Here is a 24,003-nt window from a genome sequence, read left to right as displayed (position 1 = left end):
GCATGGACTTCGCCTTCGACGACGAGCAGGAGCGGCTGCGCGCCCGGGTGCGCGACTTCGCGGCCGAGCGCCTCGCCCCGCACTACCAGTCCGACGACCGGGCCGCGGCCATGCGCCCCGAGCTGCCCGGCGAGCTGGCCCGCATGGGCCTGCTCGGCCTGCGCGTCCGCAAGGAGTACGGCGGCGCGGGCGCCGACGCCGTGACCACCGGCCTGGTGCTCGAAGAGCTCGCCCGCGCCGACGTGAACAGCTGCTACCTGGTGCTCAACGCCGCGCTCGTGGCCGACATCCTCCAGGCCAACGCCTCACCGGAGCAGCGGGGCGCCTGGCTGCCCGCCCTGGCCTCGGGAGAGCTGATCCCGGCCATCTGCCTGACGGAGCCCGAGCACGGCTCGGACGCCGCCGCCATCGAGTTCCGCGCCACTCCCCAGGACGGAGCCTGGCTGCTGCACGGCGAGAAGACCTCGATCATGCTCGGCATGACCGCCACGCACGGCCTGGTCTTCGCCAGGACGGGCGGTCCGGGCGCGCGGGGCGTCACCGCCTTCCTCGCCGACCTGGCCGCGGCGAAGCGGGAGGCGTTCACCGACCTCGGCAACCGCGCCGTGGGCCGTGCCCACCTGACCTTCGACGGCCTGAGCACCGGGCCCGAGACGATCGTGGGCGGCGAGGGCCTCGGCTTCGTCCAGGTCATGCGGGGCTTCGACTACTCGCGGGCGCTGATCGCGTTGATGGCGACGGGCACCGCGCAGGCGGCGATCGACGACGCGCTGGAGCGGGCGCGCACCCGCAGCGCCTTCGGCCGCCCGCTCGGCGCCTTCCAGGGACTCAGCTTCCCCCTGGTCGAGTACGCCACGCAGCTGCGGGCCGGCAGGGCGCTCTGCTACGAGGCGCTGTGGCGCAAGGACCAGGGGCTCCCGCACACGACCGAGGCGAACATGGTCAAGTGGTGGGTGCCGAGGATGGCCGCGGACGCCGTCCAGCAGGCGCTGCTCACGTTCGGGCAGGCCGGTTACTCGGAGGAGCTGCGGCAGGCCCAGCGGCTGCGCGACGTGATCGCGCTGCAGATCGCCGACGGCACCGCCCAGATCACCAAGCTGGTGGTCGCCCGGCAGCTACTCGGCCGCGACGCCGCGCCCTGACTTTTCCGGGACGTACGGCGGCAGGTGCAGGCGGGCGCGGATGTTGCGCTGGACGGTGGCCTTGTCGTCGCGGGCGTCGACCGTCATGACGTACTCCTTGCCGCGGAACAGCTCCACGACCGGGTCGATCTTGTCGTGGTATTCGCGCAGCCGCGTGGCGAGCGCGTCCGGGGCGTCGTCCTCGCGGGTGACGAGCTCGCCCCCGCACACGTCGCACCTGCCCTCGGTCGCGGGCCGGTGGGCGATCAGGTTGTAGTCCATCCCGCAGCGCGAGCACAGCCGCCTGGCCAGCACCCGGCGCCGCACCTCCGCGTCGGGCAGGTCGAGGTGGATCACGCCGTCGATGTCGTAGCTCTCCAGGAAGAACTCCGCCTGCCGCCGGCTGCGCGGGAAGCCGTCGATGATGAAGCCGTAGTTCCAGTCGTGCTGCTGGAGGCGCTCCCTGACGACGTCCTCGACCAGGTCGTCGCCCACGAGCTCACCGGCCGCGACCAGGCGGCGGACCTGGGCGCCGAGCTTGGTGTGGCTCTTGACGTGCCAGCGGAAGATGTCGCCGACGCTGATGTGCACGAGGTCGAGGTCGGTGGCCAGCAGGGTGCTCTGGGTGCCCTTGCCGCTGCCCTGCACGCCGAGGATCACGTATTTCCGCATGTCTCATTCTCCCCCGGGGACGGGGAGCATGATCTCGGTGGCCGCCGCGCCGCGATCGACGAGCTCCTGGACCCGCTGGGGAGCGTAGATCCCGTCCACGAGCAGCTGCGCGAGCCCGAGTATGCCCGCGTCGGGGTCGAGGTCGCTGCGGACGATCTGGAGATTGCGGGTGGCCAGCGGCAGTGACCGCCGGTAGACGATCTCGCGGATGCCGGCGAAGAGCTGCTCGTCGGTGTGCGCGAGCTGGCCGCCGATCGCGATGATGCGCGGGTTGAACAGGTTGACGGTGTCGGCGATGGCGCCGCCGAGGATGCGGGCGGCGCGCCGCGCCAGGCGTACCGCGGCCAGGTCGCCCGAGCGGATCAGCCCCACGGCGTCGTCGACGGTGGTGACGTCGCGGTCCGCCGCCTGGAGATCGCGGACGAGCGCCCAGCCCCCGGCGTAGGCCTCCACGCAGCCGAGGTTGCCGCACCGGCAGAGCGGCGGCTCGGCCACGTCGTCGACCACGACCTGGATGTGGCCGATGTCGCCGGCCGCGCCGTCGGCGCCCCGGTGCACCTGGCCACCCGCGATGAGGCCGGTGCCGACACCGGTGCCGATCTTGACCATGAGCAGGTGCGGGACCTCGGGGTAGCGCAGGCGCTGCTCGCCGAAGGCCATCGCGTTGACGTCCTTGTCGACCAGCACCGGGCAGTTGTAGCGGGCGGTGAACCAGCCCGGGATGTCGAAGCGGTCCCAGCCGGTCATGATCGGCGGGCTGACCACCCGCCCGCTCGCGAAGTCGACGGGACCGGGCACGTCGATGCCGATGCCGAGCACGTCGCCCGGCTGGTGGCCGCGTTCGTCGAGCAGCTCGGCGAACAGCCCGGACACGATCGTCAGGATCGCCGCCGGGCCGCTGGTCACGTCGGCGCGGACGTCCCGCTCCGCTCGCACCTCCCCGCCCAGGTCGCACACGGCGGTGCGCAGGCCGGTGGCGCCCACGTCGGCCACCAGCAGCACGCCCCGGTCGCGGTTGACGACGAACTGACCGGCGGGCCGGCCGCCCGTGCGCGCCTCCGTGGGCGCGGGGATGAGCAGCCCGGCGGTGAGCAGCCCGTCGAGGCGCTGGTTGACCGTGGTGCGCGACAGGCCGGTGCGCCGCATGACGTCGGCCTTCGTGAGCCCGCCGGGGATGTCGCGGAACAGGCTGAGGATCTCGCCCGAGCTGACTCCCATCCGCAAGGCGGACACGCCTGTTATGGCCATTAGTCCACTCTATCGGCGACCGAGAGTGCACGTAAGTCAAGAATGTTTCGACTTAAAAAGTCGAAACATGGGTTGTCAGAGTTCAGAAGTAGCCATACGGTCATCCCATCGACGCCGAAAGGGGCATCCGATGCACATGACCTCGCAGGGAAGGCGGGCGACGGCGGTCACCGCCGCGCTGGCGGCCGGGACGCTGGCTCTGGGAGCCTGCGGCTCCAGCGTGTCCGCCGGGCCGTCCGGCAAGAACGCCGCCGCCGCCGAAGCTCCGAGCGTCGCCGCGGTGATCAAGGGGCTGGACAATCCCTTCTTCCAGACGATGAAGCAGGGGATGGACGACCAGGCCAAGGGGAGCGGCGTGGCTCTCACGGTCCAGGCGGCCGACTCCATCACCGACACCACCGGGCAGGCGGACAAGCTCAACGGCCTGGCCGGGCAGCCCTTCTCCTGCTTCGTCGTCAACCCGATCACCGGCACCAACCTCATCCAGGGCCTGGCCAAGATCGGCGCGCAGGACAAGCCCATCGTCAACATCGACAGCCCGGTCGACGCCGGGGCCGCTGGCAGCGCCAACGTCAAGCTGGCCACCTACATCGGCACGGACAACGTCGAGGCCGGCAAGATGGCCGGCAAGCGGATGAGCGAGCTCGTGCCCGCCGGTGACGTCGCGGTCATCGGCGGCATCGCGGGCGACGTCACCAGCGGCGCCCGGGTCGAGGGGTTCCAGCAGGGCATCGGCCCCCATCTCAAGGTCGTCCAGACCGTCGCCGCGAACTGGGAGCGCCAGACCGCGCTCACCGCCGCGACCGACGTCATGCGCGCGCAGCCGGATCTGCGGGGCTTCTTCGTCGCCAACGACGACATGGGGCTCGGCGTGGCGCGGGCCATCGCCAACGCCGGCAAGGCGGGACAGATCAAGGTCATCAGCGTCGACGGCATCAAGGACGCCCTCCAGGCGGTCAAGGCCGGCACGCTGGACGGCACCGTCGCCCAGTACCCGTACGCGATGGGCCTGATGGGCGTCGAGGCGTGCCAGGCCGCCACGAAGGGCAAGGCGCTGCCGCCCAAGGTGAAGTCCCCGGTCGAGCTGGTCACCAAGGACAACGCGGACAAGGCGCTGGCGGCCACGCCAAAGCCGTTCGGCACCTACACCGACCCGTTCAAGAGCCTCATCCAGTAGGACAGAGATGGCAAACACCGCAATCGCCACGCCCGACCGCGAAGCCTGGACCACGCGCCTGAAGGACGTCGGCTTCTGGGCCGAGTGGGCGGCCCTCGTCGGGCTGGTCGTCCTGGTGATCGTCTTCCAGGCGCTGAACCCCACGTTCCTCAGCGCCGGCAACATCGCCTCGATGCTGGTCGCCGCGGCCATCCTGATCATCCTGAGCGTGGGCCAGACGTTCGTCATCGCCACGGCGGGCATCGACCTGTCGATCGCCTCCGCGATGACCTTGGGCGCGGTCGCCTTCGGCCAGGCCTACGCGATGGGCTGGGGGCTGTCGCTGTCGTGCCTGGCGGCCATCGTCGCCTCGGGCCTGGTCGGCGTGGTCAACGGAGTGATCATCGCCCGGGGCAGGATCACCGACTTCATCGTGACGCTCGGCACCCTTTCGGCGGCCTCCGGGCTGGCGCTGATCCTGTCCGAGGGCAAGCCCGTGACGATCATCGACGCGGCGCTGCTGCGTCTTTCGACCGGCGGGATCGGGATCTTCGGCTGGTCGTTCGTCATCGCGGCGGTCGTCGCGGTGCTGGGGCACGTCCTGCTGTTCCACACCCGGTTCGGCACGCACGTGCTGGCCACGGGCGGGGCGGCGGAGTCCGCGACGGCCATGGGGATCAGCACCCAGCGCGTCAAGATCGCCGTTTACACGATCTCCGGCGTGCTCGCCGGGCTCGGGGCCATCCTGCTGGTGGCCCGGATCGGCGCGGCCGAGCCGGCCGCCAACACCTCCTTCCTGCTCAACTCCGTGGCCGCGGTCGTGCTCGGCGGAGTGAGCCTGTTCGGCGGGCGGGGCAGCATCATCGGGCCGGTCATCGGCGCGCTCCTGCTCGTCGCGCTGGTCAACGGGCTGACGCTGCTCGGCGTCTCGCAGTTCTACCAGCCTCTCGCCGTCGGCATCGTCGTGGTGCTGGCCGCGCTCCTGACAAGGTTCCAGCGATGACGAACACCCTGCTCGACTGCCAGAACGTGTCCCTGTCGTTCGGCAACGTCCGCGCCCTCGCCGACGTCTCGCTCTCCCTGCGCCAAGGAGAGATCACGGCGCTGGTCGGCGACAACGGCGCCGGCAAGTCCACGCTGGTGCGCTGCGTCTCCGGGATCCACCGGCCCGACAGCGGCCACATCATCTTCGAGGGGGAGCAGGCCGACTTCCACTCCCCCGACGACGCCCGTAGGGCGGGCATCGAGACCGTCCACCAGAACCTGGCCCTCGTCGAGGACCTCACCGTGTGGCAGAACCTCTTCCTCAACCGCGAACTCGTCCGCGGGTTCGGTCCTGTCTCGTTCCTGGACCGGCGGGCGATGCAGGCCCGCGCGCGGGAGATGGTCTCCACGCTCGCGGTCAACGTCCCCGCGGTGAAGTCGCGCGTCCGGCGGCTGTCCGGCGGGCAGCGCCAGGCCGTCGCCATCTGCCGCGCGGCGGGCTTCAGCTCCCGGCTCGTCATCATGGACGAGCCGACGGCCGCGCTGGGCGTCCAGGAGACGGCCCGGGTCGAGGAGCTCATCCTGCGGCTGCGCGACGAGGGGCACACGGTGCTGCTCATCAGCCACAACTTCGCGCAGGTCATGCGCCTGAGCGACCAGGTCTGGGTGATGCGCGCCGGTCGCTGCGTCGGCGGACGCCGTACGTCCGAGATCACCGGCGAGGAGATCGTCTCCCTCGTCACCGGCGCCACCGCCCAGTGAGCCCCGTACCGAACCACCGAGAAGAAAGCACCACGATGACCACCACGACCAACCCCATCGGCGTGCACGCCCTCGTCTGGGTCGGCGACACCACGCCCGCGTCGGTGGAGCACGCCGTCCGCAAGACGAAGGAGACCGGGTTCGACCTGCTCGAACTGTCCCTGCACGACTCCGCCAACCTCGACGTCGCGGCCGCCCGCGACGCCTTGCGGTCGGCGGGCCTCGGCGTGGCCTGCTCGCGCGGCCTCGCCTTCGACGCCGACGTCTCCAGCGACGACGCGGACGTGGTCGCGCGCGGCGAGAAGCTGCTGCACGACTCGCTCATCGTCACCCACGAGCTCGGCGGCACGCACTTCACCGGCGCCCTCTACAGCGCCCTGGGCAAGTACGACCGCCCGCTCACCGACGCCGGCCGCCGCAACGTGGTGACGGTGCTGCGCGGCCTGGCGCAGGAGGCGCGGGGGCGCGACATGACGCTCGGCCTGGAGATCTGCAACCGCTACGAGACCAACGTCATCAACACCGCGCGCGACGCGCTCCGGCTCGCCGACGACATCGGGGAGGACAATGTCCTCATTCACCTCGACACTTACCACATGAACATCGAAGAGGACGATCTCGTACGCCCGGTGCACGACGTCGGCGACCGGCTCGGCTATGTCCACATCGGCGAGAACCACCGGGGCTACCTCGGCTCCGGGCATCTGGACTTCACCTCGTTCTTCCACGCGCTGGCCGACATCGGCTACCAGGGGCCGATCACCTTCGAGTCCTTCTCCTCGGCCGTGGTGATGCGCGGGCTGTCCAACGACCTGGCCATCTGGCGCAACCTGTGGTCCGACGGCGCGGACCTGGCCCGCCAGGCCCACGGCTTCATCACCGGCCAGCTCCACGCGAGCCGAGCTCGATGACGACCCTCCACGACCTGGCGGCCCGCGCCCGCTCCCTCGTACGAGACGGCCACCGCGCGGTGCTGGGCATCACGGGCAGCCCCGGAGCCGGCAAGTCCACGCTCGCCGAGAACCTGGTCCAGCTGCTGCGACAGGACCGGCCCGCGCTCGACTGGGTGGCGCACGTGCCGATGGACGGCTTCCACCTCGCCGACGTGGAGCTCGAGCGGCTCGGCCGGCGCGACCGCAAGGGCGCTCCCGACACCTTCGACGCCGCCGGGTACGCCGCGCTGCTGCGCCGCCTGCGCCAGGACGAGGACGACGTGATCTACGCCCCGGCGTTCGAACGCGACCTGGAACAACCGATCGCGGGCAGCATCCCGGTCCCGCGTACCGCCCGCCTCATCGTCACCGAGGGCAACTACCTGCTGCTCCACGACGGCGACTGGACCCGGGTCCGGCCCGAGCTCGACGAGGTCTGGTACTGCGATCTCGACGAGGACGAGCGCGTGCGGCGGCTCGTCGCCCGCCATGAGCGGTTCGGCAAGGAGCACGACGCGGCCGTGGCCTGGGTGATGGGCACCGACCAGCGCAACGCGACCCTGGTCACCGGCACCCGCACGCACGCCGACCTCGTGATCTCCGACCCGACCCTCCGCACGCTCAAGGCCTGACGCCCGCACGCGCTCCGGCCGACGCGGACGCCTGCGCGCCCCGGCCCGCGCGGACGCCCGATGACCGCCTGCTCCTCCGGGGTGCACGCGTCGAGGTCGCCCGCGATGGCCAGCCGCGCCTGCAGCCGTACCTCCGCCTCGGTCGCCCGTTGCTCCCCCCTGGATGAGGTCGGCGACCAGCTCGGCCGGGTCGTCGCTGTAGCTGCGTCACCATCCGTGCACCAGCTCGTAGGCGTACGGCGTGCCGTCCTGTTTGAGCGGCTGCTGCGGCGTGCGGTCGACCCCGACGTGGATGTGGCCGCCGGTGGACGTGGTGATCTCGCCTCCATGGGATCGGATGATGTCGGCGACCGTCGCCAGGTTCGCCCACGTCTCCGGGCTGTCGCGCAGGATCGGGGAGATCACCTCAGCCGCCACGAGATGGTCGCTGAACTCCAGCTCCACCCGCGGTGGACGGCCTCGTCGTAGGCCTCTGGAAGGCGTCGAAGCCCCAGCCGAAGTGGTGCCCCAGCCGGGCGGCGGGGCCGGCGTCGACGGCGATGAGCGGGGTGTCCCCTGTCGCGTGGTCCGCCACCTGGTAGAGGCGGTCCATCATGACCTCGTACTCGGCGTGCAGGCCGTGCCGTTCGAACTCGGGCCGCAGCGCCTGCAGGCGTTCGGTGATGAGGTCGACGTCCTGTCTGGTGAGCGGGTTGTCGACCCAGCCGAACAGGCCGTCGGGCCGCCGCCCGACGAAGTTCGAGGCGAACGGCTGGTCCCGGTGGATGGTGATCCGGTCGCCGTCGAACGACCGCGCGTGGTCGATGGCGAAGAACCGGCCGTCGTCGGTCACCATCAGGTTGCGGGCGGCCCGGTCCGAGTTCGCCGTCAGCACGTCGAGCAGGCCGATGAGGATCGCGTCCCGCCTGCCCTTGAAGCCGGACAGGATGTGCGCCACCTCATGGGCGCCCGAGGCGTCGATGAAGTCGGCGAGCACGGCGCCCTTGGCGTAGGGGTCGAGCATGGCGCGGGCCACGTTGGCCCCGATCGCCTGCCCCACCTGGGAGACCACCACCTCGATGCGCGCCGGGCGCTCCGCCCGGCCGTGCATCTCCTTCCTGATGGCCTGCGGCACGTCGTCCAGCGTGATGATGTCGACTTTCCCATCCGATCCCCCTCGGATGGGGACGTAGGTCGCCTCCTCCGCGTCGATCGCCGCGCGCAGCGCCTCGGGAGCCGCCGGTACGCCCTCCCCCGGCGGCCTCACCTCGGCGGCCATCGCCGGCCGTTCGACCCTGGCCTCCGGCACGGCGATGTGCCAGGCGCCGTCACCCCGGTGGGGGAGCATCGGGCGGCCGTCGGCCGTGTAGCCCTGGATGTTCGCGGTGTGCGCCTGCCGGTCGGCGCCGATGTAGACGTACCTGTCGCCCGCGATCACGTCGCGGCCGGTCACGTCGGCCAGCTCCTGCAGCAGGCCGCGGTTGGCGGCGGTCCCGCAGCCGAGCACCCGCAGGGCCGCGTCGGGCGCGTCGACCAGCCGGGGGTCGTGCACGAGCATGGTGCCGAGATCGCCGGCGGTCAGCCGGTGCTCGCCGATGAGGAAGTGGGTGCCGTCCGCGGCGACGCCGACGTCGATGATGCCGGAGGTGGGACGCAGCAGTCGCGGATCGGCGGTGGGCATCGACATGGACCCCGGGTCGCGGTACCACACGCCCGCCGCGACCTCCTCCCTGAAGCGGCCGATCATCTCCGCGTGCCGCGGTTCGAGGTGCGGCGCCGGCTGTACGGGTAACGGTTCGTGTCCGACCTCGACCAGGTAGAGCCTGGTCCCGGCCTGGCCGTCCGGCGCGATGTAGGCGCCCTCGTGCGCGCCGAGGACCCGCATCCTGGTGCCCGGCGCCTGGGCCACCTGGCCGTCGCGAGGTCCCGGCCCGTTCTGGAGTAGGTGACGATCTCCGTGGGGGCGAGGTGGTCCGCGGTGTAGGACCGCGTGTTGAGCACCATGTCGGGCAGCGTGAACTCGGCGCCCGGCTGCATGTCCCTGACCGGGAAGTCGACCCTCCGGTAGACGGTGGCCGCCGTCTCGGTTTCCCGTCCGACGCGGTTCTGGCCGTTCGGATCGCCACCGTTCGGTTCGCCACCGTTCCGGCCGCCACCGTTCTGGCCGCTCTGCCCGGTCTGCCCGTCGCCGTTCCGGCCGAAGTGGTGCATCAGAGCGTCGGCGATCGGCCGGGGAGCGGGGGCAGGCGCGGCTTCCGGGTGTGGCCGGGCCGTCTCCTGGGACGCTTGAAGCACGTGGGCGTCTCCGCCCCGGTTGATCAGCTGGTCGATGCTGCGGCCGTGGGAGCCCTCCCGTACATGGGCGAGGTCGGTGTGCCGCGCGTCCGCACCCCGCGCCACGCGCGGTCTGGACCCATCAGGGACAGGGCCATCAGGGACGGCCGCCGGCTCCTGCGGCCTCGGACCCTCACCCCTGGTCGGCGCCGGCTTCTCAGCATCGGGCCGGGCCGCCCCGCCACCGTCGGCGCGAGGCCCGTGCGGACTCCAGCTCGCCAGATGACCGTCCGCGACACTGACCACACCCGAGGTGAACGCCTGGGCCACCACCTTCAAACTGACCGGCCGGCCGCTCAGCAGCGCACCCGCCACCGTCGCGCCGGCGGACGCCACCCCCGAATGCCCCATCAACATCCACAACGACCGCGTCGGGAGCGCCCACGCCAGCCCCGTCAGCAACCCGCCGTTCAGCGCCCCCATCCCCGCCGACGTGCCGACCTGCTTCCAGTCGATGGCGTCGCGCCGCGACTGGGTCCCCTGGACGTACAGGTCCATGGCGCCCATCAGGAGCCCGAAGCAGGCCACGTTGACCGCCAGGCGCTGCCCGAACTGCCGGACCATCCACCGCGCCGCCTGCGCCCGTACCTTGAACAGCCCCCGCACCGTCAGCCGGCCGGCGGGATGCAGCAGCGCCCACGCCAGCCACAGCATCTGCACCATGAACAGCAGCACGGTCAGCTTGATCATCCGCTTGGTGTACTGCACCTGCACACCCAGGTCGTTCAGCCCGATGGCCATGGTGACCAGCTGCTTCACCAGATCGGCCTGCCGCCCCCCGACGACCTCCCCCGCCCGTTTCACGAACGCCTTGAGCGCGTCGCCGTCCCACTCCCCTTGCACCCCGCGGGTCAGCCACTGCCCAGACCCGTCGGCCGTGGCCACGATCCGCCGCGCGGCCCGCACCAGCGCGTCGGCCATCCGGAACAGCGCCCGCTCGTCGGCCTGCGGCCAGTCCGAGCCCACCACCCAGCCGACCCACGGCCGCAGCCACCCGGGGATCTCCATCCCGTCAAGCCACATGGAACCCAGCCCTTGGGATCCTCTTCTTTCTCCGGCACACCAAGATCTCTCCCACTATGCCGGGATTTTCCGCACCTTGCAGGAAGATGTCAGCTCTTTGGCGCCGAATCTGTCAGCTCGCGCACGGTGCCGGTGAGGGCCTCCCACGCCGCCCGGGTGTCGGCGCTCAGCTCATGGGGCGAGCGCAGATCCTCGACGTAGAGGGCCACGTCCTCGATGGCCCAGCGCAGGCGGAAGAGCTCCATGACCGCCGGGTCGGGCCGCCGCCCGGTGAGGTCGGCGTAACGCGCCAGGTCATCCGGCCCGTCGGCGACCAGCCACAGATCACGCTCGGGCGGTGCCAGCCCCACCGTGTCCCAATCCACCAGCACCGGGCCGCCCTCGGCCATCACCACGTTGCCGGGATGCGGCTCGCCGTGGGTCACCACGAGGTCCGCGCCGCTCGCCTCATCGACCCGCCGATCGAACTCCGCCAGCCGCTCCCGTAGCTTTCCGGCGCAGCCGGCCACCAGAGCGCGGGCAGGCTCCGCGTAGGGCCCACCCCGCCAGACCCCGCCCGACGCCTCGATGGCCTCCTCCAGCCGATCCCGCATCGGAACGCGCAACGGCCGGACGGGGGTCGACGGCGGCGGCGTCGTACGGTGCAACTCGGCGAGCATCTCCACGATCTTCCGGCGCTCCCCGGCCACCAGGCGGTCGCCGAACTCCCCGGGACGACCGCTCACCAGCGGAAATACACTCACCGCGTATCGGGGCCCGAGCAGCTGAAGCGACTCACCTCCAGCGGCCGCCAAAGGCGCGACGACGAAGTCGAGCCCCTGCGCACGCAGGGCGACGGCGGTGTCCATGGCCCGGCGTAGCGCGCTCTCCCCGCCCCCGGCCGGGCCTTTCTGCGTCAGGTCCGCGACCGTGACGAACCACCGCGGCCCGCCCGCGTCAGCCGCGATCCAGTGGTAGTCCCCGAAGCCGACCGGCGCGTACTCCAGCGAGACGACCCCGATCCCCCACTTCTCCAGGGCATCCCGCAACGCCCACTCGCCAACTCCCGCCGGCCGGTCCTTCATGCCCGCCAGGTTAGCGACCATGATCGTGCGTCACCATACGCCCGGACGAACTCCGTACCGAGTGACGGGCCGGGCTACGTCAGGACGAGCCAGGTTCGGCCATCGGTCAGCTCGCGTGCCGCGTCGAGGTGCCCGGCATGACACGCCGTCTCGGTGATCACATGCAGGATGACCGTGAGCAGATCCCGGGGCGGCGAGTCACCGAAGAGCTCGCCGGGCCACCAGGCCGGTTCGGCGTCGAGTGGAGTGGCGGCGATGACGGCGTTCGCCAGCTCGATCTCCCGCCGGTACAAGTCCAGCACGGTCTCGACCGGCTCGTCGGGGGCGACCTGCCAGGCGGCGTCCCCGCTTTCGAGCTCGACCGATTCGCCGGCCACGACGGCGCGGAACCAGAACCGCTCGACGTCGAGGGCGAGGTGGCGGACGAGTCCCAGGCACGTCCACCCCGACGGCAGCACCGGCCGCCGCAGCGCGTCCGCCGGAAGGCCGTCCAGTATCCCGAGCACGTGCTCACGCTGGCTGTTCAGGGACGCGAGGAGCGTCTCCGTCTCCTTGGTCATGATCGGTCCTCCACCGTTCGAGGTGGCGCCGATCTTAGCGTCCGCCCGCGAAGTGCTGACAGACCGCCTCATTCCGCCGTTCGGGGGCGCGGCGGATGTCCGATCATGAACGGGCCGGTGGTCTCGGAGACGGCCACCGGAGAGAGTCCCGCCGCGATGAGCTGGGCGCGCAGCGCGATCACGGTACGTTCGAGGGCGCGGATCTGGGCCTGGAACTGGCGGATCTGCTCGCGCATCGCGGCCGCACCGGTCTGCTCGCTGGCCAGGTCGGAGCTGACCTGGGCGGCCTGGCCCTGCAAGCGGGCCACCTGCTTCTCCATCTGGGTCAACGCGTCTTCGTAGATCGTTTTGGCGCGGACGAAGGCGTCGGCGTCCACCTTGGAGCGTTCGAGCTCGGCGTGCCGTTCGGCCTGCATCAGCGCCGTCTGCTGCGTCTTCTTGTTGGCGTCGGTGGCCGCGCGGAAGGCGAGATAGGCCACGCCGAGCGGGACGATGCCGACGGAGAGCTGGATGAGGATGTTACTCAGGTTGGACACTGCCGCCTCCGACTGGCCGCACCACGCCGGTATAGGTGACGCCTTCATCGCCGTGCCAGGCGTTGACGGTCAGGGCGATGGCGAATTCGCTGCCGTCGCGGTGCAGGCCGACCAGCGGGATGTCCCGCCCGGCCAGGTCGGAGCGGCCGGTGGAGCCGACCCGGGCCAGGCCGGCGGCGTGCTGGCCGCGGAAGCGGTGCGGCATCAGGATGGTCAGCGACCGGCCGACCGCCTCGTCGATGGTCCAGCCGAACAGGGTCGCGGCCTGGGGGTTCCACGATTGGATGACTCCGGCGCCGTCGGCGACGATGACGGCCGCCGCGTCGGCCCGGCCACCCGGAAAGCGACTCACCACCACCGCCTCGGGCCAGGTGGCGATCAGCGCGATCCAGCCGCCGAAGGCCAACCAGACCGCGCCCCCGACCCACCCCCGCGGGTTGACGCCGGTGAACGTCGAGAGCAGGTAGACCAGGCCGTACATCATGAGCAGCGCGGTGGCCGCGGCGAAGGCCATCCGGTCCGAGCGCATGAACATCTGCACCAGGCACAGAGCGCCGGTGGCGCACCAGACCAGCGCCCAGACGGCCAAAGGGGCGATGGAGGCCAGCATGGCGTAGCCGGGGGCGACCCGCTGGTCGGCCGGCACGAACGCGAGGGACGCGGCGATGGCCATGCTCAGCAGACCGATGAACCCCAGGGAGGCGCCGCGCCGCCCGATGCGGCGCAGAACGCGGGCGATCGTACGGCGAAGGCGGGGGGCGCCGACAGCGGCTCTGTTACTCACGGTGGCTAGATTAATGCACATAGTTAGCGATCGAGGGGTTACCCACACGCCACCCGCGCGGCCTCATCCCTCGGGCAGCTGATCCAGGGAGCGTCAGGCCAGCTGGGAGTGCCGGCGGCTGTAGCTGAAGTAGATGATCAGCCCGAGCACGAACCAGACGGCGAACCGCAGCCACGTCAGCGGATCCAGGAACGTGATCAGCCAGATCGAGAAGAGTGCCCCGAGGGCCGGCACCACCGGCATTCCCGGTGTGCGGAACGTGCGGTGCAGCTCGGGCTGCCGGTAGCGGAGCACGATCACCGCCACGCACACGACCACGAACGCCAGCAGGATCCCGATGTTCGTCAGCTCGGCGGCCTCCCGGATGGGCAGGAACCCGGCGATCACCCCCGACGCGACCCCCACGATCCACGTGACCCGGGTGGGCACCCGGCGTACCGGGTGCAGCTTGGCGAACCACTGCGGCAGCAGCCCGTCGCGGCTCATCGAGAACCAGACCCGGGTCACGCCGAGCATGAACGTGAACATGACCGTGAGGATGCCCACCACGGCGCCGGCCGCGATCAGCGAGGCCAGCCCGGACAGCCCGACGGAGGCGAACGCCGTGGCGAAGCCGCTCTCCGGGTCGATGTCGCGGTAGTTCTGCATGCCGGTGAGCACGAGCGTGGCCAGCACGTACAGGATCATGGAGATGGTGAGCGAGTAGATGATCGCCTTCGGCATGTGCCGCTGGGCGTCCCGCGACTCCTCGGCCGCGGTGCTCATCGCGTCGTAGCCGAACACCGCGAAGAACACGGTGGCGGCGCCGGTGATCGCGCCACCGACCCCGAACGGGAAGAACGGCGTGTAGTTGGCGGGCTTGATGTAGAAGAAGCCGACCACGATCACCAGCAGCACGACGGCGATCTTGATGGCCACCACCCACGTCTCGAACCTGGCGGCGGCGCGGATGCCGAGGTTCAGCAGGTACGCGATGAGCAGGCACAACAACACCGCGAACAGGTCCACCACGTGCCCGGCGCCGGTGCCGGGCGCGCCGAGCATCCACGCGGGCAGCGTGAAGCCGAGCTGCTGGACGAGGAAGCCGAAGTAGCCCGAGATGCCGATGGCCACGACCGCGACGATGGCGGTGTACTCCAGCAGCAGGTCCCAGCCGATGAACCAGCCGACGATCTCTCCCAGGACGGCGTACCCGTAGGTGTAGGCGGAGCCCGACTTCGGGATCATGCCCGCGAACTCGGCGTAGGAGAACGCGGCGGCGGCGCTGGCCACGCCCGCGATGAGGAAGGACACCAGCACGGCCGGCCCCGCCGTCTGGTTGGCGACCGCGCCGGCCAGGGCGAAGATGCCCGCGCCGATGATGCCGCCCACGCCGATGGCGGTGAGCTGCCACAGGCCGAGTGACCTGGACAGCTCCCCCTCGTGCTCGGTGGCGATCTGCTCCACCGGTTTGCGCCTGAAGACACCCTGCGACGCGACCATGACGCCCCCATCAATGGCTACTTGCGTCCCTCTTTCCCCTCTGAGCTGGCACTATGCGTGCCGCCGGCACGCAGGGCGCGGATGAACCAGTCGAGCGCCGGCGCCAGGCTCTCCGGGGCGGGCCAGCCGTTGATCACCGCGAGCAGCCGGAGGTAGCGCTCCCAGCGCGGGTCGTTGACGCTCTCCAGCCGTACCAGCAGGCGGCGCCGGAGCTCGTCGTCGTCGGGACAGTCGAAGACGTGCGCGTATCGGGCCGTGACCGCCGCCACGACCGCCTCGGCCCGCGGCGAGGCCGGGTCGATGCCGGCCGCCAGGGCCGGGCCCGCCGCGTCGCGGACCAGCGCGGCGGAGTCGCGGCGCAGGACCGTGGTGTCGCCCTGGGCCCGCTCGGCCGCGTACTGCTCGGCCATGCGCCGCACGACGGCCCGGAAATCCGGGTCCTGGGAGAGCTCGGCCAGCTCCACCCACGCCTCGACCTGCTCGGGCTCGGGATTGTCGGGCAGTTCGGGGGCCATCGAGCGCATGATCCCCGCGAACTCGGGGTGGCCGCCGAAGGCGGTGTCGAGGAAGTCGCCGATCAGTCGGCGGCGTTCGTCCTCGGAGAGCTTGGCCAGCTTGTGCATGAGATCCGTCTCCTCAGGTGTGGATCCGCGCCTGGCCACCGCCGTCAGCACCGCGCGCCGCAGCCGCAGCGTGCGGATCTGCACCGCCAGCGCGTCGGCGTGCGCCGCGGCGACCTCGGCGAGCGAGACCTCACGGTCCACGACCTTCCGGATCGTGGGCAGGTCCAGCCCCAGGTCGCGCAGCGTCCGCACCAGTTCGAGGCGGGCGAGGGCGTCGACGCCGTAGCGGCGGTAGCCGGCCGGGCTTCGGTCGGTCGGCGGCACGATCCCGCGGTCGGAGTAGAACCGGATGGTCTTGACCGTCAGGCCGGTCCGCCGTGCCAGTTCGCCGATCGAGTAGAGCGTGTCGCCGTCCATGCCTTCACCCTCGCGCCTCCCCTTAATGGAGACTCAAGCCCGCCACTACTCCCAGACGACGACGTTGCGGCGGACCGGCGCCGAGCCGGAGTCCGTGGCGAACAGTTCCGGCGAGTGCTCCCGGATGCGTTCGACGTCGTTGAAGACCGCCCTGAGGTGGGTGCGCATGGCCGTGCGGGCCAGCGTGACGTCGCCGCGGACGACCGCGTCGAGGATCTCGACGTGCTGGGCGGCGAAGCTCGCCGAGGAGGTCTCATGGAGGCCGAGCCGGCGCGCGCGGTCCAGATGCCCCTTGGCCAGGGCCACGGTCGTCCAGGCGCTGCCATGCCCGCTCAGCCGCAACAGGCCCTGGTGGAAGGCCTCGTCGAGCGCGAAGAACCCCTCGATGTCGAGGCCCGGCCGCTGCTGGTCCCTGAGGTTCTGCCGCAGCTCTTCGACCAGGTCGGTGTCGAGCTCGGCGGGCAGGTCGTCGAGTGAGGCCATCTCCACGGCCTCACGCAGGAACTGCGCGTCGGCCACCCTGGCCGGGTCGACGCGGGAGACGAACGAGCCGACCTGGGGGAAGATCTGGACCAGGCCCTCCTCGGACAGCAGGATCAGGCTCTCCCGGACCGGCGTGCGACTCACCTTCAGCGAGGCCGCGAGCTCGTTCTCCGACAGGGCCGTGCCCGGCGGGAGCTCGAGGGTCAGGACCTTGCGGCGCAGGGCCTCGTAAACAGTGCGACGGCTGGTCCGCCGCTGGTTCGATCCGGCCACACGCTCACCCTACCCGGTCATCGCACAACTAGTATTGCGCATCTGTGCGACAGCTGCTTGTATATCAATACTGCTCGACTACAGGATGTCGGAGATCGTCCGAAGGAGTGGCATTTGTGAGCAAGATCGAGCGTGCCGAGGTTTTCGTCGCCTCCCCGGGGCGGACCTTCGTCACCTTGCGCATCACGACCTCGGACGGTGTGACCGGCCTCGGCGACGCCACGCTGAACGGCCGCGAGCTGGCCGTCGCGAGCTACTTGCAGGAGCACCTCGTCCCGCTGCTGATCGGCAAGGATCCGGCGCGGATCGAGGACATGTGGCAGTACCTCTACCGTGGCGCGTACTGGCGCCGCGGCCCGGTCACGATGACGGCCATCTCCGCCGTGGACACGGCCCTGTGGGACATCAAGGGCAAGGTCGCCGATCTGCCGGTCTACCAGCTGCTCGGCGGGCGCTCCCGTGAGGGCGTCATGGTCTACTCGCACGCCAGCGGCGTGGACGTCCCCTCCCTGCTCGACGACGTCGAGCGGTTCCTCGATCTCGGCTACAAGGCCGTCCGCGCCCAGGCCGCCGCCCCGGACTGCGGCGGCCCGTACGGGCACCGCTCGGGCACGGTGCACGCGCCGGCCGCGAGCTCGCGGCCCGACGAGCAGCCCTGGGACACCGAGGCTTATCTCGGGTTCGCGCCGACCTACCTCGAAGCCGTCCGCGACCGCTTCGGCTTCGGCTTCCACCTTCTGCACGACATCCACCACCGGCTCACGCCGATCGAGGCGGCCCGCTTCGGCAAGCGGGTGGAGGACTGCCGGCTGTTCTGGATGGAGGACCCGACACCGGCGGAGAACCAGGAGTCGTTCCGGCTCATCCGTCAGCACACGACGACGCCCATCGCGGTCGGGGAGGCGCTGACCTCGATCTGGGACGTCCAGCACCTGATCACCGAGCAGCTCATCGACTACGTGCGCACCACCGTCGTCCACGCCGGCGGGATCACACACCTGCGCCGGATCTTCGACCTGGCCGCGCTCTACCAGGTCCGCACCGGTTCGCACGGGGCGACGGACCTCTCACCGATCACCCTGGCCGCCGCGGTGCACGTCGACCTCTCGGTGCCGAACTTCGGCATCCAGGAGTACATGGGCCACCCCGACGAGGCCGCGGAGGTCTTCCGCGGCGGGGTGACGCTGGCCGACGGCATGCTCAACCCGTCGGAGGAGCCCGGTCTCGGCGTCGAGTACGACGAGAAGGAGGCCGCGCGCTTCCCCTATGAGGCTCGCTACCTGCCCGTCGCGCGGCGCCTCGACGGCTCGGTGCATGACTGGTGAAGACCTCGATCCTGCCCTCGCTGAGCCTCGCCACACTCGACCGGATCGCTCCCGACCTGCGCCCGGCCGTCGATCCCCGGGAGCTGCGCCCGAAGGTCGTCCACTTCGGCCTCGGCGCGTTCCACCGGGCTCACCAGGCGGTCTACACCGAGAACGCGGCGGCCCGTAGCGGCGAGCCCTGGGGGATCGTCGCTGTGGCCCCACGCTCGACGCGGGTGGTCAAGGCGATGCGCGTTCAGGACTGCCTGTACTCGGTGACCGAGCGCCACCCCGCAGCCACCACCACCCGCGCGATCGGCTCCATCGTCGGCGCCCTGGCGATGCGCCAGGACGCCGGGCGGGTCGACGAGCTGCTCGCCGACCCCGGCGTCACGGTGCTGACCCTGACGATCACCGAGGCGGGCCACTACCGCCGCCCCGGTACCGGCGGGCTCGACACCGGCGCCCCGGAGATCGCGGCGGACCTCGCGGCGGCGCGGACCGCCGACATCACCACGGTCGTCGGCCGGCTCGCCGCGGGGCTCGCCGCGCGGCTGCGCGCCGGTGGCGCCCCGATCAGCGTCGTGTCCTGCGACAACATGGCCGCCAACGGCGCCGCGCTCGGCACGGTGGTACGCGGCTTCGTCGAAGCCTCGTCGTGGCCGGACCGGCAGGCCGTCCTCGACTGGATGGCGACGTCGGTGGCCTTCCCCGCGACGATCGTCGACCGCATCGTGCCGGCGACGACCGACGCGGACCGGGAGGCGGCCCGCGCCGCGCTCGGTGTGTGGGACGACGTGCCGGTGGTCGGCGAGCCGTACCGGCAGTGGGTCCTGGAGGACTCCTTCGCCGGCCCACGGCCGTCATGGGAGCTCGACGGCGCCCTGTTCGTCCCCGACGTCGTGCCGTACCAGCTCACCAAGCTGCGGTTGCTCAACGGGTCCCACTCGGCCCTGGCCCATCTCGGCGCGGCGGCCGGCTGCGCGACGATCGCCGACGTCCTGGAGACCGGCTGGGGTGAGCGGCTGGTCCGGGCGCTGAGCGCGGAGGTCGCGCCGACGCTGCCCGCTGGTGGTCCCGACCCGGTCGCCTACACTGACGACCTGGTCAAACGGTTCCGCAACCCCAGGATTCGGCACCTGCTCCGGCAGATCGGCTCCGACGGCTCCCGGAAGATCCCGGAACGCTGGTTCGGCGCCCTGCGCTCGCTGCGCGCCGCCCGCGCCCGCACCCCGGCGCTCGAACTGGCGCTCGCCGCCTGGGCGAACGCCACCCGCCCCGCCGACGGCGACCAGCCGGCCGGCGCGACAGATCCCACCGGCCGGCCGTTCGGCACGACCGATCCCGCCGGCGGTGGCCAGTTGTTCGGCACGACGGACCCCGCCGCCGCGACGCTGGCGGCCTGCTGGCACGAGGCGGCCGACCACGAAGACACCATCCGCCGCCTGCTTCACGTGCTCGGCGCGGCGGACCTGGCGGATGACGGCGCACTCGTCGCCGGAACCGCCGCCCGGCTGCCCGCCCTGCGGGCCGGCCACGTCGAAATCTGACCCGGAGTTCACGATGAAAGACAGCACGCACATGGAGCCCGCGGGCGCCGTGACCAGAACGACCCGCGACCTCGTCAGGGCGGCCATGTCCGGCTGGCTCGGCACGGCGATGGAGTTCATGGACTTCCAGCTGTACTCGCTGGCGGCCGCCATCGTCTTCAACAAGATCTTCTTCCCCGACGTCAGCCCGGCCATCGGGCTGATCGCCGCCATGGCCACCTACGGCGTCGGCTACGTCGCCCGACTGGCCGGCGCCATCTACTTCGGCCGGATGGGCGACCGGATCGGCCGCAAGAAGGTCCTCATCATCACCATCCTGCTGATGGGCGCCTCGACCACGCTGATCGGCGTACTGCCGACCTACGCGGTGATCGGCATCCTCGCCCCGATCCTGCTGGTCGCCCTGCGGCTCATCCAGGGCTTCGGGGCCGGCGCCGAGATCGCCGGGGCCACCGTCATGCTCGCGGAGTACGCCCCTGTGCGACGTCGCGGCCTGGTCGCCTCGCTGGTGTCGCTCGGCACCAACACCGGCACGCTGGCGGCGTCGGGCCTGTGGGCGATCCTGCTCGCCGTCCTCAGTGAGGACCAGCTGCTCACGTGGGGCTGGCGGGTGCCGTTCCTGCTGAGCTTCGTGCTCATGGTCTTCGCGGTGTGGGTACGCCGCAATCTCAAGGAGAGCCCGGTCTTCGAGGAGCGCCCCGACGTCGTGGACGGCGTCGCGATGTCCCGTACGCAGGCGGAGGCCGCCTTCCAGGATAAGGACCTTCAGGATAAGGACAAGGGCGTGCTCGAGGCCGGGCTCCGGCAGCGCAAGGGCAAGGCGTTCTTCCTGGCGCTCGGCCTGCGGTTCGGCCAGGCCGGCAACTCGGGCCTGGTCCAGACCTTCCTCGTCGGCTACATCGCCGCCACGCTGCTCGTCGACCGGTCGATCCCGACCAGCGCCATCGTCTACGGCTCGCTGCTGGGCTTCGTCACCGTACCGGTGGTCGGCCTGCTCGGCGACCGCTTCGGCCGCCGGCCCATGTACATCGCGGTCACCCTGCTGACCATCGCCTTCGCCTTCCCGATGATGCTGATGATCATCTCCGGCAGCACGGCGGCCCTGATGCTGGGCATGATCCTGGGGCTGAACGTCGGCGTCCTGAGCCTGTTCTCGCTGGAGAGCGTCACGATGGCCGAGCTGTTCGGCTCCCGGACCCGCTTCACCCAGCTCGCCCTGGCCAAAGAGATCGGCGGCATCCTGGCCACCGCCATCGGCCCGGTCGTGGCGGCCACCCTCACCGCCGTCACCGGCAGCTGGTGGCCCATCGCGGCGATGCTCGTCGTCTACTCGCTCATCACCCTGCTGTCCGCGGTCCTGTCTCCCGAGTCCCGCGGGCGTGACCTGGTCCGGCTGGAGGACGCGGTATGAAGTCGGCTGTCGTACACGGTCCCGGCGATCTCCGGATCGACGAGCGCCCCGATCCGGAGCCGGGGGAAGGGCAGGTCCTGCTCGCCATGGAGTGGGGCGGGATCTGCGGCTCCGACATCTCGTACTGGAAGAAGGGCGCGTCCGGGACCGCCGTGCTCAGGCACCCTCTGGTGCTCGGGCACGAGGTCGCCGGCCGGATCGCCGGGATCGGCGCGGGCGTCAGCGGGCTGGCGGTCGGGCAACCCGTCACCGTGCACCCGGCCGAGCTGGTCGGTGACGGCCGCCTGCCCGACCGGCTCGCCGGCCGCACGAACCTCTACCCCCGCGTCCGCTACTTCGGGTCGGCCGCCTTCGACCCGCACACGGACGGCGGGTTCAGCGAGTACCGGGTGGTCCGCGCGGCACAGATCCGGCCGCTGCCCGAGGGCGTGGACACCGAGCGCGGCGCCCTCGCCGAGCCCCTCGCCGTGGCGATGCACGCCGTGCATCGGGCCGGGGACCTGCGCGGAAGGACCGTGCTGGTCAACGGCTCCGGCTCGATCGGCTCGCTGGTCGTCGCCGCCGCGAAACACCTCGGGGCGGCCACGGTCATCGCCTCGGACATCTCCACGGCCTCGCTCGCCGTCGCCCGTGCCATGGGCGCGGACGAGACCGTCGACGTCGGCGGGGACGCGACGCTCCCCGAGGACGTCGAGCTGGTCTTCGAGGCCTCGGGCAGCCCGGCCGCGCTCGGCTCCGTGCTGCGGGCGACCGCCCGTGGCGGCACCCTCGTCCAGGTCGGCAGCCTGCCCGGCACGGCCGCCTCCGCGGCCCTCGGCGACCTGGTGACCAGGGAGATCACCTGGATCGGCTCCTACCGCTTCGCCGACGAGATCGACGAGGCCCTGCGCGCCATGCGGGACGGCCTCGACGTCTCCCCGATCATCAGCCACCGCTTCGACCTCGACCGGGCGGCCGAGGCGCTCGCCATCGCCGCCGACCCCGCGAGCGGCAGCGGCAAGGTGATGCTGCGGCTTGGATGTTCTTGCCCTTCACCGGGTTGACGACCAGCATGCCGAAGTCGAACGGCGGATAGTGGGCCGAGTCCTTGATGTATCCGGACCAGATGTACATGGTCCGCGCCGCGAACTTGCCGTACGGAGCCGCGCCGTTCTTTAGGCCGGGACGAAGACGAGGTTCTTGCTCCACTTGCCCTTGTCGTCGACGAGCGCGTGCCCCACGGTGACGACCACGTCGCCGTCCTTGCTCCGCACCACGTTGCCGGCGGCCACGAAGTCGTTGCCGGCGGCGCCGGTGCCGAAGACCTTGCCCGCCTTCTTGACGATGAGGCCGCCGGACTTCCAGGTTTGCTGCTTGGCGGCCGACGTAGCGTACGGAAGGACCGAGCGGTTGGTCTGGGCGGCTACCGTGGCCGGGAGGTCCACCTGCGGCCCGGCGGCCTCGGAACGACACGCTCCGCCGGGGCCGCGCCCTCCGCCGGCGCCACCAGCGGCTCGGCGTCACGCATGCGCTCCGGCGTCCAATAGTCGCCGGTTCCGTTGCAGGTCCACCCCCGTAGCGCGTCCTGGCGTTCGATTCCAGCCGGATGGTGCCAGTAGCCCGATATGGTCATGAGCACCGGCCGAGGCTGAGGCGGCTAGGTTCTTTGTCACGCGGGATGTTTGGTGGAGGAATGATGTGGGAAGTTGAGTTCGCCACGCTTTCGGCCGTCGCCGCGCGCCAAGGAGGGCTGATCACGGAGGCGCAGGTCGCCAGGATGGAGATCGACAAGCAGGCGCTGCTCCGGTTCGCCGAGTGCGCGCTGCTGTACGAACTGGACTGGTCGGTCTATCAGTTCGCTTGGGCGTCCTTGGGACCGCGTTACGTCTATCCGCTGGCCGCCTGGCTGGCGATCATGCCCGAGAGTTTCCGCTGGGAGAGGTCGCAGTCCCCCCATGAGGACGCCGTCCTCTCGCACGAGTCGGCCTGCCGCCTGTACGGGCTGGGAGTCGAGCCGAGCCCTTTGGTGACCTTCACCGCCCCGCAGGAGTTCGAGGGTCCCCGGGCAACGAAAATCCATGGCGCGTCTCTGAGGCCGGATGATGTGGCCGTGGTCGAGGGGGTTCCGGTGACGACCCCTCGTCGCACGATCGTCGATGTCGCGGCCGGCTGGGCCGAGCACGGCGAGCTGCGCCGTGTCCTGATGGACGCCGTGCTGAAGGATCTCGTCGATCTGCGTCAGATCCACGCCGACCTGGCGCCGCTGGCGCGACGGCACGAGTTCCCGGAAGACGGCGCGGAGTTCGTGGCCTACTTCATCCCGGACATCTCCCCGGCCGGTTTGTCCCCCCGCAACCAGCGGAGCTACGCCGCCCTGGCGCACCCGGACCGGGTGGCTCAGCTCCAGCCCGGCGTGGCGCGGCTGATTCCGGAGGCCGGGGATGAGACGTTGAGCTGGGACATAGCCGCCGAGATCATCGGGCGGATCGGGTAGGCACCGGTTCGTCCGGATACAGGTCCCGCCACAGGCGCCGCAGGAACAACTGCGTGCTGCCGTCGCTGTACCGCACGGTTCGGTACAGCGAGGGCGCCTGCTCGGGAAAGGCGAGAGCATGGCGCAGCTCCGCCTTGAACCGGGTCATCTCCGCGTCTGCCGGCCGTCCGGCCAGCCGTTTCAGGCTCTCGTAGGCTTCCTCGTCGGCGTCGGGATGGCAGTGGACGCCGCAGATGCGGACCAGCGTCGAATTCGTCATC

25 protein-coding genes are annotated in these 24,003 nt (G+C 71.1%); 11 read left to right on the top strand and 14 right to left on the bottom strand.

Features of this window, described 5'->3' with window-relative positions:
• Window positions 1–2 precede the first annotated feature (2 nt).
• Window positions 3–1,142 carry an acyl-CoA dehydrogenase family protein gene (locus LDL49_RS04240; RefSeq protein ID WP_225289543.1) on the top strand — a complete coding sequence of 380 codons (1,140 nt, stop codon included), beginning with the start codon at window positions 3–5 and terminating at the stop codon, window positions 1,140–1,142.
• Here LDL49_RS04240 and LDL49_RS04235 read toward each other — a convergent pair.
• Together LDL49_RS04235 and LDL49_RS04230 are read right to left on the bottom strand one after the other, a co-directional pair.
• Entirely contained in the window at window positions 1,116–1,793 is a 678-nt protein-coding gene (locus LDL49_RS04235; RefSeq protein ID WP_225289542.1) for an adenylate kinase family protein, read from the bottom strand. The two genes, LDL49_RS04240 and LDL49_RS04235, sit on opposite strands and share 27 nt — an antisense overlap.
• 3 nt (window positions 1,794–1,796) lie before the next feature.
• Window positions 1,797–3,041, bottom strand: a complete 1,245-nt coding sequence (locus LDL49_RS04230; RefSeq protein ID WP_225289541.1) for an ROK family transcriptional regulator — start codon at window positions 3,039–3,041, stop codon at window positions 1,797–1,799.
• A 130-nt stretch (window positions 3,042–3,171) separates the two neighbouring features.
• On the opposite strand from LDL49_RS04230, the gene LDL49_RS04225 reads away from it, so the two are divergent.
• Genes LDL49_RS04225 through LDL49_RS04205 form a run of 5 tightly spaced genes read left to right on the top strand, consistent with a single transcriptional unit; the run spans window position 3,172 to window position 7,507 of the window.
• Complete coding sequence (locus LDL49_RS04225; protein ID WP_225289540.1) at window positions 3,172–4,218, top strand: sugar ABC transporter substrate-binding protein; 1,047 nt, start codon at window positions 3,172–3,174, stop codon at window positions 4,216–4,218.
• A 7-nt stretch (window positions 4,219–4,225) separates the two neighbouring features.
• Window positions 4,226–5,200 (top strand): ABC transporter permease, encoded by a 975-nt coding sequence (locus tag LDL49_RS04220; protein ID WP_225289539.1) that lies wholly within the window; start codon window positions 4,226–4,228, stop codon window positions 5,198–5,200.
• A complete protein-coding gene (locus tag LDL49_RS04215; protein ID WP_225289538.1) occupies window positions 5,197–5,943 on the top strand; it encodes an ATP-binding cassette domain-containing protein in 747 nt (248 codons plus the stop codon). The genes LDL49_RS04220 and LDL49_RS04215 overlap by 4 nt, the downstream gene beginning before the upstream one ends.
• 35 nt (window positions 5,944–5,978) lie before the next feature.
• A complete protein-coding gene (locus tag LDL49_RS04210) occupies window positions 5,979–6,854 on the top strand; it encodes a sugar phosphate isomerase/epimerase family protein (RefSeq protein ID WP_225289537.1) in 876 nt (291 codons plus the stop codon).
• On the top strand, window positions 6,851–7,507 hold the full coding sequence (locus LDL49_RS04205; RefSeq protein ID WP_225289536.1) for a nucleoside/nucleotide kinase family protein: 657 nt from the start codon (window positions 6,851–6,853) through the stop codon (window positions 7,505–7,507). Before LDL49_RS04210 ends, LDL49_RS04205 begins: the two co-directional genes overlap by 4 nt.
• A gap of 207 nt (window positions 7,508–7,714) precedes the next feature.
• Here LDL49_RS04205 and LDL49_RS04200 read toward each other — a convergent pair whose 3' ends face one another.
• From LDL49_RS04200 to LDL49_RS58185, 10 genes are all read right to left on the bottom strand, one after another.
• Window positions 7,715–7,924, bottom strand: a complete 210-nt coding sequence (locus LDL49_RS04200) for a hypothetical protein (RefSeq protein WP_225289535.1) — start codon at window positions 7,922–7,924, stop codon at window positions 7,715–7,717.
• Window positions 7,914–9,233, bottom strand: a complete 1,320-nt coding sequence (locus tag LDL49_RS04195; protein WP_225289534.1) for a protein kinase family protein — start codon at window positions 9,231–9,233, stop codon at window positions 7,914–7,916. Before LDL49_RS04195 ends, LDL49_RS04200 begins: the two co-directional genes overlap by 11 nt.
• On the bottom strand, window positions 9,230–10,843 hold the full coding sequence (locus LDL49_RS04190; protein ID WP_225289533.1) for a WXG100-like domain-containing protein: 1,614 nt from the start codon (window positions 10,841–10,843) through the stop codon (window positions 9,230–9,232). Before LDL49_RS04190 ends, LDL49_RS04195 begins: the two co-directional genes overlap by 4 nt.
• An 89-nt stretch (window positions 10,844–10,932) precedes the next feature.
• Complete coding sequence (locus LDL49_RS04185) at window positions 10,933–11,928, bottom strand: phosphotransferase enzyme family protein (RefSeq protein WP_225289532.1); 996 nt, start codon at window positions 11,926–11,928, stop codon at window positions 10,933–10,935.
• A gap of 53 nt (window positions 11,929–11,981) precedes the next feature.
• Window positions 11,982–12,467: a DinB family protein gene (locus LDL49_RS04180; protein WP_225289531.1), complete on the bottom strand. Its 486-nt coding sequence runs from the start codon at window positions 12,465–12,467 to the stop codon at window positions 11,982–11,984.
• 68 nt (window positions 12,468–12,535) lie between these two features.
• Window positions 12,536–13,003 carry a hypothetical protein gene (locus LDL49_RS04175; protein WP_225289530.1) on the bottom strand — a complete coding sequence of 156 codons (468 nt, stop codon included), beginning with the start codon at window positions 13,001–13,003 and terminating at the stop codon, window positions 12,536–12,538.
• The gene (locus LDL49_RS58190) at window positions 12,987–13,787 is read right to left on the bottom strand and encodes a PAS domain S-box protein (RefSeq protein WP_225289529.1); all 801 of its coding nucleotides are present in this window, start codon (window positions 13,785–13,787) and stop codon (window positions 12,987–12,989) included. The genes LDL49_RS04175 and LDL49_RS58190 overlap by 17 nt, the downstream gene beginning before the upstream one ends.
• Window positions 13,788–13,880: 93 nt before the next feature.
• Window positions 13,881–15,269, bottom strand: a complete 1,389-nt coding sequence (locus LDL49_RS04165) for an amino acid permease (protein WP_225289528.1) — start codon at window positions 15,267–15,269, stop codon at window positions 13,881–13,883.
• Between the two features lie 17 nt (window positions 15,270–15,286).
• On the bottom strand, window positions 15,287–16,249 hold the full coding sequence (locus LDL49_RS04160; RefSeq protein WP_225289527.1) for a MerR family transcriptional regulator: 963 nt from the start codon (window positions 16,247–16,249) through the stop codon (window positions 15,287–15,289).
• Window positions 16,250–16,294: 45 nt separating this feature from the next.
• On the bottom strand, window positions 16,295–17,005 hold the full coding sequence (locus LDL49_RS58185) for a GntR family transcriptional regulator (RefSeq protein WP_225289526.1): 711 nt from the start codon (window positions 17,003–17,005) through the stop codon (window positions 16,295–16,297).
• 116 nt (window positions 17,006–17,121) lie between these two features.
• Here LDL49_RS58185 and manD point away from each other — a divergent pair, with 116 nt between their 5' ends.
• The 4 genes from manD to LDL49_RS04135 are packed head-to-tail and all read left to right on the top strand — an operon-like array spanning window position 17,122 to window position 22,313.
• Complete coding sequence (gene manD / locus LDL49_RS04150; protein ID WP_225289525.1) at window positions 17,122–18,330, top strand: D-mannonate dehydratase ManD; 1,209 nt, start codon at window positions 17,122–17,124, stop codon at window positions 18,328–18,330.
• Window positions 18,327–19,859: a mannitol dehydrogenase family protein gene (locus LDL49_RS04145; RefSeq protein ID WP_225289524.1), complete on the top strand. Its 1,533-nt coding sequence runs from the start codon at window positions 18,327–18,329 to the stop codon at window positions 19,857–19,859. Before manD ends, LDL49_RS04145 begins: the two co-directional genes overlap by 4 nt.
• A 13-nt stretch (window positions 19,860–19,872) precedes the next feature.
• Window positions 19,873–21,270 (top strand): MFS transporter, encoded by a 1,398-nt coding sequence (locus LDL49_RS04140; protein ID WP_225289523.1) that lies wholly within the window; start codon window positions 19,873–19,875, stop codon window positions 21,268–21,270.
• Window positions 21,267–22,313, top strand: a complete 1,047-nt coding sequence (locus tag LDL49_RS04135; protein WP_225289522.1) for an L-idonate 5-dehydrogenase — start codon at window positions 21,267–21,269, stop codon at window positions 22,311–22,313. The genes LDL49_RS04140 and LDL49_RS04135 overlap by 4 nt, the downstream gene beginning before the upstream one ends.
• Window positions 22,314–22,424: 111 nt before the next feature.
• Here the strand turns inward: LDL49_RS04135 and LDL49_RS04130 are convergent, their stop codons facing one another.
• Window positions 22,425–22,694: a hypothetical protein gene (locus LDL49_RS04130; RefSeq protein ID WP_225289521.1), complete on the bottom strand. Its 270-nt coding sequence runs from the start codon at window positions 22,692–22,694 to the stop codon at window positions 22,425–22,427.
• A 248-nt stretch (window positions 22,695–22,942) separates the two neighbouring features.
• Between LDL49_RS04130 and LDL49_RS04125 the strand changes: the two genes are divergently transcribed.
• Entirely contained in the window at window positions 22,943–23,743 is an 801-nt protein-coding gene (locus tag LDL49_RS04125; RefSeq protein WP_225289520.1) for a type IV toxin-antitoxin system AbiEi family antitoxin, read from the top strand.
• Here the strand turns inward: LDL49_RS04125 and LDL49_RS04120 are convergent.
• Complete coding sequence (locus tag LDL49_RS04120) at window positions 23,724–24,002, bottom strand: hypothetical protein (protein WP_225289519.1); 279 nt, start codon at window positions 24,000–24,002, stop codon at window positions 23,724–23,726. The genes LDL49_RS04125 and LDL49_RS04120 overlap by 20 nt on opposite strands.
• Window position 24,003: the final 1 nt, after the last annotated feature.

This window comes from Nonomuraea aurantiaca (assembly GCF_020215705.1).
Taxonomy (GTDB): Bacteria; Actinomycetota; Actinomycetes; order Streptosporangiales; family Streptosporangiaceae; genus Nonomuraea; species Nonomuraea aurantiaca.
Note: the sequence above shows the minus strand (reverse complement) of the source record. Positions and strands in the feature narration are given on the sequence as shown.